This is a genomic window from Janibacter melonis (assembly GCF_003721155.3).
In the GTDB taxonomy this organism is placed as follows: Bacteria; Actinomycetota; Actinomycetes; order Actinomycetales; family Dermatophilaceae; genus Marihabitans; species Marihabitans melonis.
The window spans coordinates 1343182-1360059 of record NZ_CP044548.2; the positions used below are offsets into that span (position 1 = coordinate 1343182).

At 73.4% G+C, this 16878-nt stretch carries 16 protein-coding genes; 4 read left to right on the top strand and 12 right to left on the bottom strand.

Annotation, left to right across the window (positions count from 1 at the left end; genetic code table 11):
* Nucleotides 1-129 precede the first annotated feature (129 nt).
* Nucleotides 130-1647, top strand: a complete 1518-nt coding sequence (locus tag EEW87_RS06330; protein WP_123093269.1) for an FG-GAP-like repeat-containing protein — start codon at nt 130-132, stop codon at nt 1645-1647.
* Nucleotides 1648-1717: 70 nt separating this feature from the next.
* Here the strand turns inward: EEW87_RS06330 and EEW87_RS06335 are convergent, their stop codons facing one another.
* The 4 genes from EEW87_RS06335 to EEW87_RS06350 all read right to left on the bottom strand — a co-directional run bounded on the left by EEW87_RS06335 (nt 1718) and on the right by EEW87_RS06350 (nt 3707).
* Nucleotides 1718-1960, bottom strand: coding sequence for an RNA-binding protein (locus tag EEW87_RS06335; protein ID WP_068274642.1), 243 nt, complete (start codon nt 1958-1960; stop codon nt 1718-1720).
* Nucleotides 1961-1962: 2 nt separating this feature from the next.
* Nucleotides 1963-2430, bottom strand: a complete 468-nt coding sequence (rpsP, locus tag EEW87_RS06340; RefSeq protein WP_068274639.1) for a 30S ribosomal protein S16 — start codon at nt 2428-2430, stop codon at nt 1963-1965.
* Between the two features lie 144 nt (nt 2431-2574).
* Complete coding sequence (locus EEW87_RS06345; RefSeq protein ID WP_123093270.1) at nt 2575-3240, bottom strand: FMN-binding negative transcriptional regulator; 666 nt, start codon at nt 3238-3240, stop codon at nt 2575-2577.
* Nucleotides 3241-3248: 8 nt separating this feature from the next.
* A complete protein-coding gene (locus tag EEW87_RS06350; RefSeq protein WP_123093271.1) occupies nt 3249-3707 on the bottom strand; it encodes an RrF2 family transcriptional regulator in 459 nt (152 codons plus the stop codon).
* Between the two features lie 206 nt (nt 3708-3913).
* Between EEW87_RS06350 and EEW87_RS06355 the strand changes: the two genes are divergently transcribed.
* Nucleotides 3914-4840 carry a sulfite exporter TauE/SafE family protein gene (locus tag EEW87_RS06355; RefSeq protein ID WP_123093272.1) on the top strand — a complete coding sequence of 309 codons (927 nt, stop codon included), beginning with the start codon at nt 3914-3916 and terminating at the stop codon, nt 4838-4840.
* Between the two features lie 122 nt (nt 4841-4962).
* On the opposite strand, the gene EEW87_RS06360 is transcribed toward EEW87_RS06355, so the two are convergent.
* The 7 genes from EEW87_RS06360 to EEW87_RS06390 all read right to left on the bottom strand — a co-directional run bounded on the left by EEW87_RS06360 (nt 4963) and on the right by EEW87_RS06390 (nt 14078).
* Nucleotides 4963-6045, bottom strand: coding sequence for an amidohydrolase family protein (locus EEW87_RS06360; protein ID WP_123093273.1), 1083 nt, complete (start codon nt 6043-6045; stop codon nt 4963-4965).
* Nucleotides 6046-6053: 8 nt separating this feature from the next.
* Nucleotides 6054-7352 (bottom strand): M18 family aminopeptidase, encoded by a 1299-nt coding sequence (locus tag EEW87_RS06365; protein WP_123093274.1) that lies wholly within the window; start codon nt 7350-7352, stop codon nt 6054-6056.
* A gap of 73 nt (nt 7353-7425) precedes the next feature.
* Entirely contained in the window at nt 7426-8217 is a 792-nt protein-coding gene (locus tag EEW87_RS06370) for an alpha/beta fold hydrolase (RefSeq protein ID WP_123093336.1), read from the bottom strand.
* A 5-nt stretch (nt 8218-8222) separates the two neighbouring features.
* Complete coding sequence (gene ffh, locus EEW87_RS06375) at nt 8223-9821, bottom strand: signal recognition particle protein (RefSeq protein WP_123093275.1); 1599 nt, start codon at nt 9819-9821, stop codon at nt 8223-8225.
* 24 nt (nt 9822-9845) lie between these two features.
* Entirely contained in the window at nt 9846-12230 is a 2385-nt protein-coding gene (locus EEW87_RS06380) for a [protein-PII] uridylyltransferase (RefSeq protein WP_123093276.1), read from the bottom strand.
* A 70-nt stretch (nt 12231-12300) separates the two neighbouring features.
* Entirely contained in the window at nt 12301-12639 is a 339-nt protein-coding gene (locus tag EEW87_RS06385) for a P-II family nitrogen regulator (protein WP_068274613.1), read from the bottom strand.
* Entirely contained in the window at nt 12636-14078 is a 1443-nt protein-coding gene (locus tag EEW87_RS06390) for an ammonium transporter (protein WP_123093277.1), read from the bottom strand. Before EEW87_RS06390 ends, EEW87_RS06385 begins: the two co-directional genes overlap by 4 nt.
* A gap of 187 nt (nt 14079-14265) precedes the next feature.
* Between EEW87_RS06390 and EEW87_RS06395 the strand changes: the two genes are divergently transcribed.
* Both EEW87_RS06395 and EEW87_RS06400 read left to right on the top strand, forming a co-directional pair.
* Nucleotides 14266-14646, top strand: coding sequence for a thiol-disulfide oxidoreductase DCC family protein (locus EEW87_RS06395; protein WP_123093278.1), 381 nt, complete (start codon nt 14266-14268; stop codon nt 14644-14646).
* A 237-nt stretch (nt 14647-14883) separates the two neighbouring features.
* Entirely contained in the window at nt 14884-15612 is a 729-nt protein-coding gene (locus EEW87_RS06400) for a hypothetical protein (RefSeq protein WP_163562388.1), read from the top strand.
* 76 nt (nt 15613-15688) lie between these two features.
* Here EEW87_RS06400 and ftsY read toward each other — a convergent pair whose 3' ends face one another.
* A complete protein-coding gene (gene ftsY / locus EEW87_RS06405) occupies nt 15689-16834 on the bottom strand; it encodes a signal recognition particle-docking protein FtsY (protein ID WP_404812378.1) in 1146 nt (381 codons plus the stop codon).
* Nucleotides 16835-16878 lie beyond the last annotated feature (44 nt).

Genomic DNA, 16878 nt, shown 5'->3' on the forward strand with positions numbered 1-16878 from the left:
CCCGCGGCGGCTCGCCGGACGCCACCGAATCGTGACCTGCCCGGGGCAGACCTGCCCGGCTGCGATACGCCATCCTCGTCCCGGGCGGCGCCCCTTCGCCCCCTCCTGTCCCCCCGCCGAGGAGACCCCATGCGCGCCATGCGCCGACGCCCCCTGCGTCCCGCACTCGCCCTCGTGCTCGCCGCGCTCGTCGCGCTGACCCTCGCGCCCGCGTCCGGCGCGAGCGCCCGCACACCGGTGAGCCCGCAGCCCCAGACGACGACCCGCTCCGTGCTGCCGAGCTGTACCGGGTACACCTCGCAGACGGTGCCGCCCAAGACGATCCGGGTCTACCGCACGAAGCTCGGCCGCGTCGACGTCGTCGACTTCAAGCGCTACGTCAAGGACGTCCTGCCGCGCGAGTGGATCCCCTCGTGGGACTCGCGCTCGCTCGAGGCCGGCGCCATGGCGGCCAAGACCTTCGCGTGGCACCAGGTGCTGCACCGCAAGAGCACGACCTACGTCCACCAGGGCACGTGCTACGACGTCAAGGACACCGTCGCCGACCAGCTCTACGTCCCCGGCTCGGCGCACCCCCGCACCGACGCCGCGGTCGACGCGACGTGGTCCCAGTACATGCACCGCGGCGGCGAGATCTTCCTCTCGCAGTTCTGCGCGAACATGAACTGCTACGACGTCTCGAGCCGCGACACGTGCGGCAAGGCCGCGAACGGCGTGCGGATGTCGCAGTGGGGCAGCCAGGACTGCGCCCGGCGTCTCGGGCGCGAGCACCGCTCGATCCTCACGACGTACTACGGCACCCTCACCTTCGGCAGCGCGAAGAAGCCCCAGCCGATGAGCGCGCAGAGCATCTCCGGCTCCGGCGACTTCACCGGCGACGGGCGGCCCGACGTCCTGGGCTACACCCCGTCGCGCAACGGCGGCGCCATCACGATCTACCGCGGCAGCTCGGCCGGCACGCTCGTCAACCCGAGCACCTTCGGCTCCGGCTGGTCCGCCTACAACGGCCTGCTGCGGCTCGACGCCGACGGCGACGGCCGGCAGGACGTCCTCGCCCGGGTCGCCGCCACCGGCGAGCTGCACCTGCACCGCGGGACCGGCAAGGGCACCCTGCCGCCCGTCCTCGTCGCCGGCTCCGAGGACTGGAACACCTACGCCCAGCTCGTCTCGCCCGGCGACCTCACCGGCGACGGGCGTCCCGACGTCCTGGCCATCACCCCCGGCGGGCAGCTCTTCCGCTTCACGGTGACCCCCTCGGGCACGAGCGCGGTCCTCACCGGCAAGACCCGTCTGGCCCTGGGCTGGAACCGCTTCTCCCGCGTCATCGGCCCCGGCGACCTCACCCGCGACGGGCGCGCCGACCTGCTCACCGTCGACAAGACCTCGGGCCTGCTGCGCCTCTACGCGACGAACCCCGACGGCACCGTGAGCTACCGCTCGCGGGTCGGGACCGGCTGGCACACGCACCTCGACGTCACCGCGATCGGCGACCTCACCCGTGACGGGGTGCCCGACATCGCGGCGGTGAGCAGCCGCTGGCCCTACGACCTGCTCGTCTACCGGGGCCGGGCGAGCGTGGCGTCGCCCTACCCCTTCGAGCCGGTCGCACGCCCCCGCGGCTTCCACCAGTTCACCGGGCTCTTCTGAGCCCGTCCCGCCCGGGGACGACGAAGGGGGCCCGCACCAGTGGTGCGGGCCCCCTTCGTGTCGCTCGGGCTCAGCCCTCGCGGTCGGTGTCGACGATGTCGATCCGGACGCTCTCGCCACCCGAGAGCGCACCGAGCACGGTGCGCAGGGCGGTGGCGGTGCGGCCGGAGCGGCCGATGACGCGACCGAGGTCGTCCGGGTGGACCCGGACCTCGAGGACGGTGCCGCGACGTAGGTCCTTCTGGCGCACGACGACCTCGTCCTTGTGGTCGACGATCCCGGTGACCAGGTGCTCCAGCGCCTCGTCGAGCACGGTCAGTCCTGCTTGGTCTCGGCGTCGGCCTCGGCCGGGGCCTCGGCAGCGGTCTCCGCGGCGGCAGCCTCCTCGGCGGCCTTGGCGGAGGCAGCCTCGTCAGCGGCCTTCTTGTCCGCCTTCTTCTTGGCGGTGACGGCCTTGTGCTGCTCCTCCTCCGAGCCGGACGCGGCGAGGGCAGCCTCGTACAGGTCCTTCTTGGGGGTCTTGGCGTCCTTGACCTTGAGGTTGCCGCTCTCGACGACCTCGAGCAGGCGCGCGACGGCCTCGGTCGGCTGCGCACCGTTGGCCACCCAGTAGGCAGCGCGCTCCATGTCGATGTCGATGAGCGAGGGCTCCTCGGTGGGGTGGTACTTGCCGATCTCCTCGATGGCCCGGCCATCGCGCTTGGTGCGCGAGTCCATGACGACGACGCGGTAGAACGGCGCGCGGATCTTGCCCATGCGCTTCAGACGGATCTTGACGGCCACGTGAGTGGTCTCCTGTCATGCTTGAGGGCGCGGCGAGACCGCACGAGATGAGTCGGTGCGGGGAGCCGGCGCCCAGGGTAGACATCCGCCGGCGGCTGCCGGCGGAAGGTGTACTGGGCCCAGTCTGCCAGAGCGCGGCCCGCGTCACGAATCGTCGCGAGGCGCCGCAGCGCGCTGCGGTGGGTCGGCCATCGCCGCCAGGAGGTCCTCGACGGCCCGTCCGCCGCCCTCCCCCGCGATGCCGTCGTGCGCGCCGAGACGGTCCGCGTCGGAGCGCGCGGCCGAGACCTTGAAGCGGCCGACGAGGCGGGTGAGCGGGATCTCGACGCCGACGACGTCGCCCAGGCGCGCGTCGAGGTAGTCGGCCGGGGCCATGCCCATGCGCCACGGCCGCTCCCGGCCGGACTCCATGGCCGTGGTGAGCCGGGCGAGGACACCGCGCACCCAGCGAGGGTCGTCGTGGACGACGAGCTCGCCCCACCCGTGGACGACGAGGTAGTTCCACGTCGGGACGACGCGGTGGTCCACGGCCTTGCTCGGGTACCAGGTCGGCGAGACGTAGTGCTCGGCCGGGCCGAAGGTCGCCATGACCGGCCCCTCCTGCCGACCGGGACGCCACAGCGGGTTGGCCCGGGCGACGTGCCCGACGAGACGGCGACCGTCGGCGTCGTCGAGGAGCAGGAGCGGCACGAGGTCGACGTCGGGGGTCGTGCCGTCGTGCGTCACGAGCGCGGCGAGCGGGTGACGGGCGACGAAGGGGGCGAGCACCGCGAGATCGGTGACCTCGTCGTGAGGGGGCAGGTAGGGCACCGCTCGTCCTACCTGTTGTGCATCGCGTCGGGCCGCGAGGCGAGGTCCTGGACGAGGGCGGGCAGCTCGCCGGAGGCGATGGCCGCAAGGGACGTGTCGTCGAGCACGTCGCGCAGGGCGGCGCGCAGGGCGACCCACACGACGGGCAGGCGCTGCGCCGACCCGGTGTAGACGAGGTCCTGGGGGCGCTGGCCCCGGATCTCCGCGAGCGGGCCGTCGACGGCGCGGATGACGTCACCGACGGAGATCTCGTCGGCCGGCCGGGCGAGGAGGTAGCCGCCGGCGGCGCCCCGCCGGCTCGTCACGAGGCCGGCCCGGCGCAGGTCGGCGACGATGGCCTCGAGGAACTTGCGTGGCAGCTCCTGCTCGCCGCTCAGCTGCTCGACCGAGACCGGCCGACCGTCCTGCGCGGCGACGAGGCTGAGCAGCGCGCGCACCGCGTAGTCCGACCGCGCGGAGATGTCCATGGGCCCAGTATCGCCGGTCGGGCGGGGGCCAGGAGGACCACCCGCTGAGACATAACACCGCGTTACTTGACTCATAACGCGACGTTCTGATCAACTCCCACTGGTCGGGTGGGAGATACGCCCGGCCGAGCGCCGGGTCGCCACGGACGTCACGACGACGCCCCATCCCGCCCCGCTCGTCCTCCCCCACAGAGAGTCCCCCAGCGATGCGCAAGCTCGTCCTCCTGGCCGTCGTCGGCTTCCTCGCCCAGCTCGTCGACGGGTCGCTCGGCATGGCCTACGGCGTCACGACGACGACGCTGCTGCTCGCGATCGGGACCAACCCGGCCGCGGCCTCGGCCACCGTCCACCTCGCCGAGATCGGCACCACGCTCTTCTCCGGCGCCTCGCACTGGCGCTTCGGCAACGTCGACTGGGGCGTCGTCGCCAAGATCGGCATCCCCGGCGCCGTCGGCGCCTTCGCCGGCGCGACCTTCCTGTCCTCGCTCGACACCGGCACCGCGAAGCCGGTCATGAGCGGGATCCTGCTCCTCCTCGGCCTTTACGTCCTCGTCCGCTTCACCGTCAAGGGTCTGCGCAAGGACCGCCTCGGCCAGCCGCTGCGCAAGCGCTTCCTCGGCCCGCTCGGCCTCTTCGCCGGCTTCGTCGACGCGACCGGTGGTGGCGGCTGGGGCCCGGTCGGCACCCCGGCGCTGCTCGCGAGCGGCCGCATCGAGCCCCGCAAGACCATCGGCTCGATCGACACCAGCGAGTTCCTCGTCGCCCTCGCCGCGAGCCTGGGCTTCCTCTTCGCGCTCGGCTCGCAGGGCATCGAGTGGTCCTGGGTCATCGTCCTGCTCGTCGGCGGCGCGATCGCCGCCCCCATCGCCGCGTACATCGTGCGCATCGTGCCCCCGCGCATCCTCGGCAGCCTCGTCGGCGGTCTCATCGTCCTCACCAACGCCCGCACCCTCATGGGCAAGGACGGCTTCGCCCTCGACAGCACCGTGAAGTGGGTCGTCTACGGCCTCGTGTGGGCCGCCTGGATCGGCGCGGTCGCGTGGAGCACGAAGGAGCACCGTCGCGAGCGGGCCGCCGAGCAGGCCCAGGGCCCGCACGAGGACGAGCGCGAGCGGGTCGGCTCCCCCGCCTGATCCCTCCCCCACGTCGGATGAGCGTGAATCGCCGCTACGTCATCGGCGTAGCGGCGATTCGCGCTCATCCGCCAGATGGCGCGTGCGAAGGGGAGGGAGGCGGGGACTCCCCCGCCGACCGCTCAGGCGACGGTGGCACCCCGCAGCACGACGTGACGGGGCGTGGCGCAGGCGCGGACGTCCTCGCGCGGGTCGGCGGAGAGGACGACGAGGTCGGCGTCCTCGCCCTCGGCGATCGCCGGGCGGCCGAGCCAGCGGCGTGCGGCCCAGGTGCCCGCCGACAGGGCCTGGGTGTGCGTCATGCCGGCCTGCGTGAGCAGGTGCATCTCCTGCGCCGCGAGGCCGTGCGCGATGGAGCCGCCCGCGTCCGTGCCGACCATGACCGGGATCCCCGCCTCGTGCGCGGACGCGACGGTCTGCAGGCGACGACGATGCAGGTCGAGCATGTGCCGGTGGTAGTCGGGGAACTTCTCGCGGGCCGGCTCGGCGATGGCGGGGAAGGTCTCGATGTTGACGAGCGTCGGCACGACCGTGATGCCCTGCCGGGCGAAGGTGGCGATGCTCTCGTCGTCGAGACCGGTCGCGTGCTCGATGCAGTCGGTGCCCGCTGCGGCGAAGTCGTGGAGGGACTGCTCGCCGAAGCAGTGGGCGGTCACCCGCGCCCCCTCTTCGTGCGCGGCGGCGATCGCCTCGGTGAGCACGTCGACGGGCCAGCACGGCGTGAGGTCGCCGACCTCGCGGTCGATCCAGTCGCCGACGAGCTTCACCCAGCCGTCGCCGGCGCGGGCCTCGGCCCGCACCCGCGAGACGAGCTGCTCGGGCTCGACCTCCCACGCGTAGTTGCGGATGTACCGCCGGGTCCGGGCGATGTGCCGCCCGGCCCGGATGATCTTCGGCAGGTCGTCGCGCTCGTCCACCCACCGCGTGTCGGCGGCCGACCCGGCGTCACGGATGAGCAGGGTGCCGGCGTCACGGTCGGCGAGCGCCTGCTGCTCCGTCGTCGCCTCGTCGACGGCGCCGTGCCGGTCGAGCCCGACGTGGCAGTGCGCGTCGACGAATCCGGGCACGACCCAGCCCTCGACGTGCTCCCACGGTCCTGACGTCGTCGGGGCGGTGAAGGTGATGCGTCCCCCGACGACCCACAGCTCGTCGACCACCTCGTGCTCGTCGAGCAGGACCCGGCCGGTGACGTGCAGCGTCGTCATCGTCGGCCTCAGCGCGCCGCGGACGAGCGGCCGTCGCCGCCGAGGAAGGCCGCCGCGGCGAGGGTGAGGTCGACGAGGTCGCTCGTGCCGGCGAGCTCGCGCGCGGAGTGCATCGACAGTAGCGGGATCCCGACGTCGAGGGTGCGGATGCCCAGGCGCGTCGCGGTGATCGGGCCGATCGTCGACCCGCACGGCACGGAGTTGTTCGAGACGAAGGTCTGCGAGGTCACCCCTGCCTGCGCGCACCACCCGCGCCAGGCAGCGGTCCCGGCGCCGTCGGTCGTGTAGCGCTGGTTCGCGTTGACCTTGAGGATCGGGCCAGAGCCGAGCACCGGGCGCACGACGGGGTCGTGCTTCTCGGGGTAGTTCGGGTGCACCGAGTGCCCGACGTCGCTCGACACGCACCACGACGACGCCATCGCACGCAGGCGCTCCTCCGGGCTCGCCCCGAGGGCGATGCCGATCCGCGCGAGGACGTCCTCGAGGAAGGGACCGGCCGCTCCCGAGCGGCTCGCCGAGCCGACCTCCTCGTGGTCGAAGACGGCGAGGACGGCGACGTGGTCGGCGTCGGCACCGGCGACCTCGCCGAGCGCGACAACCCCGGCGTGGACGCTCGCGAGGTCGTCGAGCCGGCCGGAGGCGAAGAAGACGTCGTCCTGCCCGAAGATGCGGCCCCGGGCCGCGTCGGCGGTCACGAGGTCGAAGCCCCGCACGCGGGCGGCGTCGACGCCCGAGGTCGACGCGATCTCGCCGACGAGGTCGGCCGAGGCCGCCGCGCCGAGGCCCCAGACCGGCTGGGTTTGACGCTGGCGGTCCAGGGCGAGGCCCTCGTTGACGTCGCGGTCGAGGTGGATCGCCAGCTGGGGCAGGCGCAGCAGCGGCCCGGAGTCGGCGAGCACGCTCGAGCCGTCGTCGAGGACGAGCCGTCCGGCCAGGCGCAGCTCGCGGTCCAGCCAGGAGTTGAGCAGCGGCCCGCCGTAGACCTCGACACCGGCCTGCAGCCAGCCGTGGGCGCCGGTGCTGGGCTGGGGCTTGAGGACGAGGCCTGGGGAGTCGGAGTGGGCGCCGAAGACCCGCACCGGCGTCGTCGCGGTCGCCGAGGCCGGGACGACCCACGCGATGACGGCGCCGTCGCGCACGACGAGGTAGCGCCCGGCCGCGCTCGGCCAGGCCTCGCTCTCGACGAGCGCCGTGAAGCCGGACTCCTGCAGCCGGCGGGCCACCTCGGCGGCGGCGTGGTGGCTCGACGGAGACGCCTCGACGAAGTCGGCGAGGTCCTCGGCGTGGGCGGTGCGGTCCAGGTGCACGTCATGTCCCCTTCGGTAGCGGACCTCGACACTATCCGCGCCGTCACCGGCCCGCCGCGCGGGGCGGGGGCCGTCAGGCCGTGAGGAAGCGGCGAAGCGCCTGCACGAAGATCTCGGGCTGCTCCGAGTGCACCCAGTGCCCGGCGGACTTGATGGTCAGCAGACGGGTGCGCGGGAAGTACCCCCGCATCGCCGGTCCCATCTCGTCGCGGACGTAGGCCGACTCGGCGCCGGCCACCCACAGCACCGACCCGTCGTAGGTGCGTCCCTCGACGGCCTCGGCGGGCCAGCCGCGCAGGGCCGGGATCGCGTCGCCGAGGACCTCGAGATTCATCTGCCAGCGCCAGCCCTGGCCCTCGCGGCGCAGGTTCTGCAGCAGGAAGGCGCGCACGCCCGGGTCGGGCGCCGCCTCGACGAGCGCGGCGTCGGCCTCCTCACGGCTGGCGGTGCTGCGCAGGTCCATCGCCCGCATGGCCGCGACGAAGCCCTCGAACTCGCGTCCCTCGCGGTACGCGACCGGCGAGACGTCGACGACGCACAGCCGCTCGACGAGCTCGGGGTGGCGCAGCGCGAGGAGCATGGCGATCTTGCCGCCCATCGAGTGCCCGACGACGACCCACGGCTCGTCGTCGGCGATGGACAGGAGCGTCTGCGCGACCGTGTCGGCAGCCCGCACGTAGTCGAACTGCTCGGTCCAGCCCGAGCGACCGTGGTCGGGCATGTCGACGAGGGTCGGGCGGGCGATGTCGCCGATCGCCTTGGCGATCGTCCCCCAGTTGCGGCCCTGACCGAAGAGTCCGTGGAAGAAGGCGACGCGGGGGCCGTGCTCCCCCTTCGAGACGTGGTGGAGGACCGGGCTGGCCATCTCGCTCACTGCCCGAGGAACTTCTCGAACCCCTTCGGCAGCTGGCTCGGGTCGAGGTCGGGCGCGGCTCCCGGGCCGCCCCCGGCACCGAAGGCGCTGCCCGCCGGGCCCTTGCCGGCCGCGCGGTCGGCCGCCGCACGCTCCTGCTCGGCCCGCTTCGCGGGGTTGCCGGACTTGCCCTTCTTCTTCACCTGCTTGGGCTGGCGCGCCTTCTTGCCGCCGCCCATCCCGGGCAGGCCCGGCATGCCGGGCATGCCGCCGCCGCGGGCGAGCTGCTTCATCATCTTCTGCGCCTCGCCGAAGCGCTCGAGCAGCTGGTTGACCTCGGAGACCTGCACCCCGGAGCCGCGGGCGATGCGCGCGCGGCGCGAGCCGTTGATCTGCTTGGGGTGGTTGCGCTCGAAGGGGGTCATCGAGCGCACCATGGCCTCGACGCGGTCGAACTCGCGCTCGTCGAGGTTGTCGAGCTGGGCGGCCATCTGCCCCATGCCCGGCATCATCTTGAGCATCGACTTCAGCGAGCCCATCTTCTTCAGCGCGGCCATCTGCTGGAGGAAGTCGTCGAAGGTGAAGTCCTCGGCGGCGAGGAACTTGCGCTGCATCTCCTCGGCCTGTCCGGCGTCGAAGGCGCGCTCGGCCTGCTCGATGAGGGTCAGCACGTCGCCCATGTCGAGGATGCGGCTGGCCATGCGGTCGGGGTGGAAGACCTCGAGGTCGCGCACCCCCTCGCCGGTGGAGGCGAACATGATCGGGCGGCCGGTCGTGCGCGCCACGGACAGCGCGGCACCGCCGCGGGCGTCGCCGTCGAGCTTCGAGAGCACGACACCGGTGAAGTCGACGCCCTGCTGGAAGGCCTGCGCGGTCTCGACCGCGGCCTGGCCGATCATCGCGTCGATGACGAAGAGGACCTCGTCGGGCGAGATCGCCGTGCGGATGTCGGCGGCCTGCTGCATGAGGTCCGCGTCCACGGCCAGACGACCGGCGGTGTCGACGATGACGACGTCGTGCTGGCGGCTCTGCGCGTGCGCGATCCCCTCACGGGCGACCGAGACCGGGTCGCCGAAGGAGCGCGTGCCCTCACCGGCGGCACCGGCGTCGTGGCCGCCGATGTTGCCGCGCTCGGGTGCGAAGACGGAGACGCCGGCGCGCTCGGCGACGACCTCGAGCTGGGTGACGGCGTTGGGCCGCTGGAGGTCGGCGGCGACGAGGATCGGGGTGTGCCCCTGCTCCTTGAGGCGCGCGCCGAGCTTGCCCGCGAAGGTCGTCTTGCCCGAGCCCTGGAGGCCGGCGAGCATGATGACGGTCGGCGGGCGCTTGGCCAGCGTCAGCTCACGGGTGTTGCCGCCGAGGATGCCGACGAGCTCCTCGTTGACGATCTTGATGACCTGCTGGGCGGGGTTGAGCGCCCCGCTGACCTCGGCACCGGTCGCCCGCTCGCGGACGGCGCTGGTGAACTCCTTGACGACCGGCAGCGCGACGTCGGCGTCGATGAGGGCCATCCGGATGTCACGGATCGTCTTGTTGACGTCGGACTCGGACAGGCGGCCCTTGCCGCGGAGGTTCGCGAAGGTCCCGGTCAGGCGGTCGGACAGGCTGGTGAACACGGGCCCAGGGTAGTCGCCCGCGCGCTAGCCGCCGACCGGCCGGTCGTCGAGGTCGCAGGCGTCGATGAGGGCGGACAGGACCTGGGCCGTCTTCGCCGGGCTGAGCGGCCCGCCGCCGGGCAGCGTGACGTAGAAGGTGTCCAGCGTCTGGCCCGCGTGGGTGGCGATGTGCGCCGAGCGCACGCCGACGCCCTGCTGGGCCAGGCACATGCCGAGGTCGTGCAGCAGACCGGGCCGGTCCTGGGTGCGCACCTCGAGCACGCTCGCCGCCGCGCTGCCGGAGGGCAGGACGAAGGCGCGGGTGGCGCCGGCCGCCGAGGGGAAGGCCGGCCGGGTGGAGCGGCTGCGGGCGAGCGCCCCGAGGGCACCTCGGTCACCCCCGGCGAGCCGGGTGAGCGACGCGGCGAGCCGGCGCGGCTCGGGCGCGTCGCCGCCGGGCGACTCGACGACCCACTGGTCGACTGCGATGCCGTCCTGGGTAGCCAGTCGCGCGCTGCGCACGGTGAGACCCTGCGCGGCGAGGACGCCCGCGGTGTCGGCGAAGAGCCCGTGCCGGTCGCGGTCGTAGACGTGGACCACCCAGCCGGTCGGGGCCTGCGTCACGGTGACGAAGGGGTGACCCACCCCGATCGCGTCGCGTGCCTCCGGCGGGAGGTCGACCGCACCCTGCTCCTGCGGCGGGGCGACCGGGCTCCCCGACAGGCGCTCGCGGACGCGGTCGGTGAGCGTGCCGAGCAGGTCGGCGCGCCACTGGGTCCACGCCTTCGGGCCGGTGGCCTGGCTGTCGGCGACGGTGAGTGCCCGCAGCAGCTCGAAGGTCTCGAGCCGGCCGTCGACGACCTCGACGACGGCGTCGATGGTCGCGGGCTCGTCGAGGTCTCGGCGGGTCGCGACCTCGATGAGGGTGAGGTGCTCGCGCACGAGCAGCTCGACGAGGGCGACGTCCTGTGGGGGCAGGGAGAGGCGCTGCATCGCGCCGCGGGCGATCTTCGCCCCCTCGACGCTGTGGTCGTTGGCGCCGGCGATCTTGCCGATGTCGTGCATGAGGGCGCCGAGGAGGAGCAGGTCAGGGCGTTGGACGTCGCGCGAGAGCCGGGCGGCCTGGGCCACCGCCTCGAGGATGTGGCGGTCGACGGTGTGCCGGTGCACGGCGTTGCGCTGCGGGCGGCTGCGCACGGCGTCCCACTCCGGGAGCCACTGCGAGACCAGGCCCGCCTGGTCCAGCCCCTCCCATGTGGGCACGAGGCCCGCGCCGCTGGCGAGCAGCTCGGTGAGCTGGCGCACGGCCCCGTCCGGCCATGGTGTGCTCAGCCGAGGGGCCCGGGAGAGGTTGGCGAGGGTCTGGGGGGCCAGCGGCAGCCGGTTCCGGGCGGCGACGACAGCGGCCCGCAGGGGCAGCTCTGCGTCGACGCCGACCTGCTGGGTGGAGCCGAGGACGGCCTCGCCGTCGTGGCGGAAGAGCCCGTAGCCGAGCGGCACCATCGCCGGGCGGCGGGGCCCGACGCGCAGGGTGCGCGCGCGCTGCGACTGGCCGGCCCGACGGGTGGCCCCGTCGAGCGCGTAGGCGATGGTGCGGGCCGAGGTCGACACGACGGTGAGGAGCTCGTCGCTGTCGGACAGGCCGAGCAGGGCGGCGACGGCGTCGGCGTCGTCGCGCAGCAGCCGGTCGCGACCGCGCCCCGTCGTGAGGTGCACGGCGTCGCGGACGTCGAGCAGGCGCGCGTGGGCCTGGTCGAGGCGACCGCGGTCGCGATCCGTGAGCCACGCCTGGGTGAGGGCGCGCAGCACGGTGATGTCACGCAGCCCGCCGCGGCTCTCCTTGAGGTCGGGCTCCTGCGACTGGGCCAGCTCGCCGTGGCGCAGGTGCCGGGCGGCGGTCGCCTCGACGAGCTGGGGCAGCCGCTTGCGGGCGTTGGCCCGCCAGTCGTGGGCGACGCTCGAGCGGACGCCCGACACGAGGTCTGCGTCGCCCGCCACGAGACGCAGGTCGAGCAGGCCGACGGCGGCGGTGAGGTCGTCGGCCGCGACCGAGCGGCACTCCCCTGCCGTCCGGACGCTGTGGTCGAGGCGCAGCCCGGCGTCCCACACGGGGTACCAGATGCGGTCCGCGAGGACGGCGACCTCGCGCTCGCGGTGGCTGCGCCCGTCGTGCAGGAGGACGAGGTCGAGATCGCTGAGCGGGCCGGAGTCGGCCCGCCCGAGGCTGCCGACCGCGGCCAGCGCGAGCCCGGGCCGGGCACCCACGGCCTCGTCGAAGACCCCGGTGAGCCACCGGTCGGTGGCGGCGGCGATGGCGGCCCGCCGCGTCCCGCCGGCACCCGGGACGGCGAAGTCCCGGGTGCCGGCGAGGTCGAGCCGAGCTGCTCGCAGGTCCTGCGGCGCCGAGGGGTCGGTGCTCGTCGAGGTCATGACGCTCCTGTGCTCGCTGCGGTCTCGTGCGGTGGTGCCGTGGTGCGGTGCCGGCCGTGGCCGGCGGGCGTCAGAGCGCCTCGACGCCGCGCTCGCCGGTGCGGACCCGGACGACCTCGTCGACGGTGGTCACCCAGACCTTGCCGTCGCCGATCCGGCCGGTGCGGCTCGTCGAGACGACGACGTCGACCGCCGAGGTGGCGTCCATGTCCTCGACGAGGACCTCGAGGCGGATCTTCGGCACGAAGTCGACCGTGTACTCCGCCCCGCGGTAGACCTCGCTGTGCCCGCGCTGGCGCCCGTAGCCGCTCGCCTCGCTCACCGTCATGCCGGTGATGCCGTAGGCCTCGAGCGCCTCCTTCACCTCGTCGAGCTGGTGGGGCTTGATGATGGCGGTGACGAGCTTCATGCCTTGGCTCCTTCGGTGGTGACTTCCTCGTGGTGACGCGCGTCGTGCTGGACGCCGGCGCTGCTGACGCCCAGGCGGCCGCCGCGGGCGACGAGGTCGTAGCCGGACTCGGCGTGCTCCGCCGCGTCGATGCCGGCGACCTCGTCGTCCTCGCTGACCCGCCAGCCCATCGTCGCCTTGAGGGCGAGGGCGATGACGAGGGTGAGGACCGCCGAGATGACGAGGCTGGCCAGGGCGATGACGACCTGGACGACCGTCTGGTCGATGCCGCCGCCGTAGAAGAGCCCGGTCTCGGTGGCGAGCAGACCGGCACCGACGGTGCCCCAGAGCCCGGCGACGAGGTGCACGCCGACGACGTCGAGGGAGTCGTCGTAGCCGAAGCGGTACTTCAGGCCGACGGCGAGGGCCGCGAGACCACCGGCGACCGCGCCGAGGACGAGCGAGCCGACGGGCGAGAGCGAGCCGCAGGCCGGGGTGATGGCGACGAGACCGGCGACGACACCGGAGGCGGCGCCGATCGAGGTGGCGTGACCGTCGCGGATCTTCTCCACGAGCAGCCAGCCGAGGATCGCCGCAGCGGTCGCAGCGGTGGTGTTGACCCACACGAGCGAGGCGAGGCCGTCCGCGGCGAGCTCGGAGCCGGCGTTGAAGCCGAACCAGCCGAACCACAGCAGCCCGGCGCCGATCATGACGAGCGGCACGTTGTGCGGGCGCATCGCGGTCTTGCCGAAGCCGAGGCGCTTGCCGACGACGAGGGCGAGGACGAGACCGGCGATGCCGGCGTTGATGTGCACGACCGTCCCACCGGCGAAGTCGATGGGTGCGACGTTCGCCACCCCGTCGGTGATCCCGTACATCGCACCGGCGATGCCGCCCTCGGCGCCCGAGAGCAGGCCCCCGCCCCACACCATGTGGGCGATCGGGAAGTAGACGAGGGTGAGCCAGATCGCGACGAAGACCATCCACGTCGAGAACTTCACGCGGTCGGCGATGGCGCCGGAGATGAGGGCGACGGTGATGATCGCGAAGGTCAGCTGGAAGCCCGCGAAGAGGACCTCCGGCAGCCAGACGCCGGCGCCGAAGACGTCGATGACCGGCATGCCGTCGGCACCCACGGTCGTCGTCACGCCCTCGACGGTGCTCGCGACGCCGCGCAGGCCGAACTTGTCGAAGGGGTTGGCGAAGATGCCCGCGACGTCGGCACCGCCGAAGGACATCGAGTAGCCCCACAGGACGTAGACGACGCCGGCGACGCCCATGGCGCCGAAGCTCATCATCATCATGTTGAGGACGGACTTGGCGCGGGTCATGCCGCCGTAGAAGAGGGCGAGACCCGGGGTCATGAGGAGGACCAGGGCCGCGCAGATGATCATGAAGGCGGTCGCCGCGGGGTCGATCGCCGGTGGCTCCGCCGCGAGGGGCATCAGTGCTGGACTCATGCGGAGCAGCCAACGCGGCGCAGGTTTCGCCTCCCTCGGCCGATTGTTTCGACGAGGTTGCGGATGGCCCCCCTTCGTAAGCGGTGCGTTACCGACACCTCTGCGTCCCACGATGCGGGACGCGAAGGGGGACGACGACCGCCCACCGGGTGCGGTCGTGCGCGACCTGGGCTGGGATGATGAAGGCATGACACCTGTGCTCGTCTACGACGGCGACTGCGGCATGTGCACGCGTGCCGCGAGCCTCGTCTCCCGGCGGCTGCGGCCGTCTGCCGACACCTACGACGTCGAGCCCTCGCAGGCGCTCGACCTCGAGGCCCTCGGCCTCACCACGCACCAGTGCGAGGAAGCCCTGCAGTGGGTCGGTGCCGACGGCCAGGTGAGCAGCGCGCAGGACGCCGTCGCCCGGATGCTCCTCGCGTCCCGGTCCGTCGTGCGGCCCGCCGGCGCCGCGCTGCTCCTGCCGGGGGTCAACCCGCTCGCCGGTGTCGTCTACCGGTGGGTCGCGCGCAACCGCCACCTCTTCCCCGGTGGCACTGCCGCCTGCCAGCTCCCACCCACCCCCTGACCCGCCCACTTCGCTGGTCGAGGTGCGAGGAAGGCTCTTGCTGGTCGAGGTGCGAGGAGCGCTGCGACGAGCCTCGAGACCACCCACTTCGCTGGTCGAGGTGCGAGGAGCTCTGCGACGAGCCTCGAGACCACCACCCGCCACGAGCCAGGGCGCGCTAATCCCTCGGAGCGGTCCTGTGGGAGGCGATGATGACGCACCGGGCCGAAGGGGTCCGTCAGATCTGAGGAGCCCCGCATGAGCATCCCACCGCCGCCGCCCGGTCCAGGGGCCGGTGGCCCCGGGCAGCGACCCCCCGGTCCCCCGCCCCACGGCGGTCCCCCCACGGGTGGCCCCGGCGGGTACCCCGGTCCGGGTGGCTACCCCGGCCAGCCCGGGGGCCAGCCCTCCGGCCGCCGTCGGGTGCCGGTCTGGGCGTGGGTCGTCGGCGGCATCACCGCCCTCGTCCTCGCGTGCTGCGTCGGCTTCGCGGCGCTCGTCGCCCTCGGCGTCGCGAGCAGCCCGGTCGACGACGAGACGACGTCCGTGGCGCCCCAGAGCAGCACGACCGCCCCCAGCGAGGACACCTCGAGCTCGCCGGAGCCCGAGCCGACCCAGGAGCCGGAGCCGACCCAGGAGCCGGAGCCGTCGAGCACGAGCTCGACCCTGCCGTCGGCGCCGAGCTCGAGCGTGCCCCCGACCCCGGCGGGCTCGACGGCCAACACCGACAGCCGCTACACCCTCAAGCCCGACCAGCTCGAGTCCGAGGTCGTCCGCGGCCTTGGCGGCATCGGGCTGAAGAAGTCCGAGGTCGACTGCCCCTCTGCCCTCGTCCTCGTCGCGGACAAGACCGCGACGTGCACGGCGCCGAACCCCGTCGGCGACGGCACGGCGACGATCACCGCGACCGTCGAGTGGGCGCAGATCTCGGGCACGAGCATCCGCTACTACCTCGGCTTCGAGCTGAAGACGAAGAAGAGCACGTAACGCCCGGCGGGGACCGGAGCAGACGACGAAGGGGGTGGGCGCCGAGCGCCCACCCCCTTCGTGCTGCCGTGAGAGGTCAGCCGACGATGGCGTCGACGAAGGCCTCGGGGACGAAGGGGGCGAGGTCGTCGGGACCCTCGCCGAGACCGACGAGCTTGACGGGGACGCCGAGCTGGCGCTGGACCGCGACGACGATGCCGCCCTTGGCGGTGCCGTCGAGCTTGGTGAGCACGACACCGGTGACGTCCACGGCCTGGGCGAAGACCTTCGCCTGGGCCAGGCCGTTCTGGCCCGTCGTCGCGTCGATGACGAGGAGCACCTCGTCGACCGGCTGCTGCTTCTCGACGACCCGCTTGATCTTGCCGAGCTCGTCCATCAGCCCGACCTTGTTGTGGAGCCGGCCCGCGGTGTCGATGACGACGCAGTCGGCCTCCATCTCGGCGCCGGCACGCACGGCGTCGAAGGCGACGGCCGCCGGGTCGGCCCCGTCGCGGTCGCTGCGCACCACGGGGACCCCGACGCGCGCGCCCCAGGTCTCGAGCTGGTCGGCGGCCGCGGCGCGGAAGGTGTCGGCTGCGCCGAGCACGACGTCGCGGTCGTTGGCGACGAGCACGCGCGCGAGCTTGCCGACGGTCGTCGTCTTGCCGGTGCCGTTGACCCCGACGACGAGCAGGCAGGCGGGCCGGCCGTCGACACGGCTCGCGGCGAGCCCGCGGTCCATGCTCGGGTCGACGAGCTGGAGCAGGTCGGCGTAGAGCCAGTCCTTGGCCACCTCGGGGTCGGTCGTGCCGTCGATGGCGACGTGGGCGCGCAAGGAGTCGACGAGCTCGGTCGTCGGCTCGATGCCGAGGTCGGCGCGCAGCAGGACGTCCTCGACGTCCTCCCAGTCCTCCTCCGACAGCGAGCCGCTGCTGAGCAGGGCGAGCAGGGTCTTGCCGATCGCGTTGTTCGACGTCGCCAGACGGGTGCGCAGGGTGCGCATGCGGTCACGGGTGGGGGCCGGGGTGTCGACCGGGGTGACCGGCTCGGCCTCGACCGCGTCGAGCGGGTGGACCTCCGGCTCGGCGGCCGGCGCCCGGGCGGGCTCGGCCGCGGGAGCCTCGGGCTCGGCGGCCGGCGCCTGGGCCGGCTCCGCAGGCGGTGCCTGAGGGGCCTGGGCAACCGGGGCCTCGGGCTCGGCCGCCGGGGCCTGCGACTCCGGGGCCTGCGGCGCGTCAGTGATCGGCGCGACGTCGGCGTCGCGCTCGTAGACGTCCGGCTCGTCCT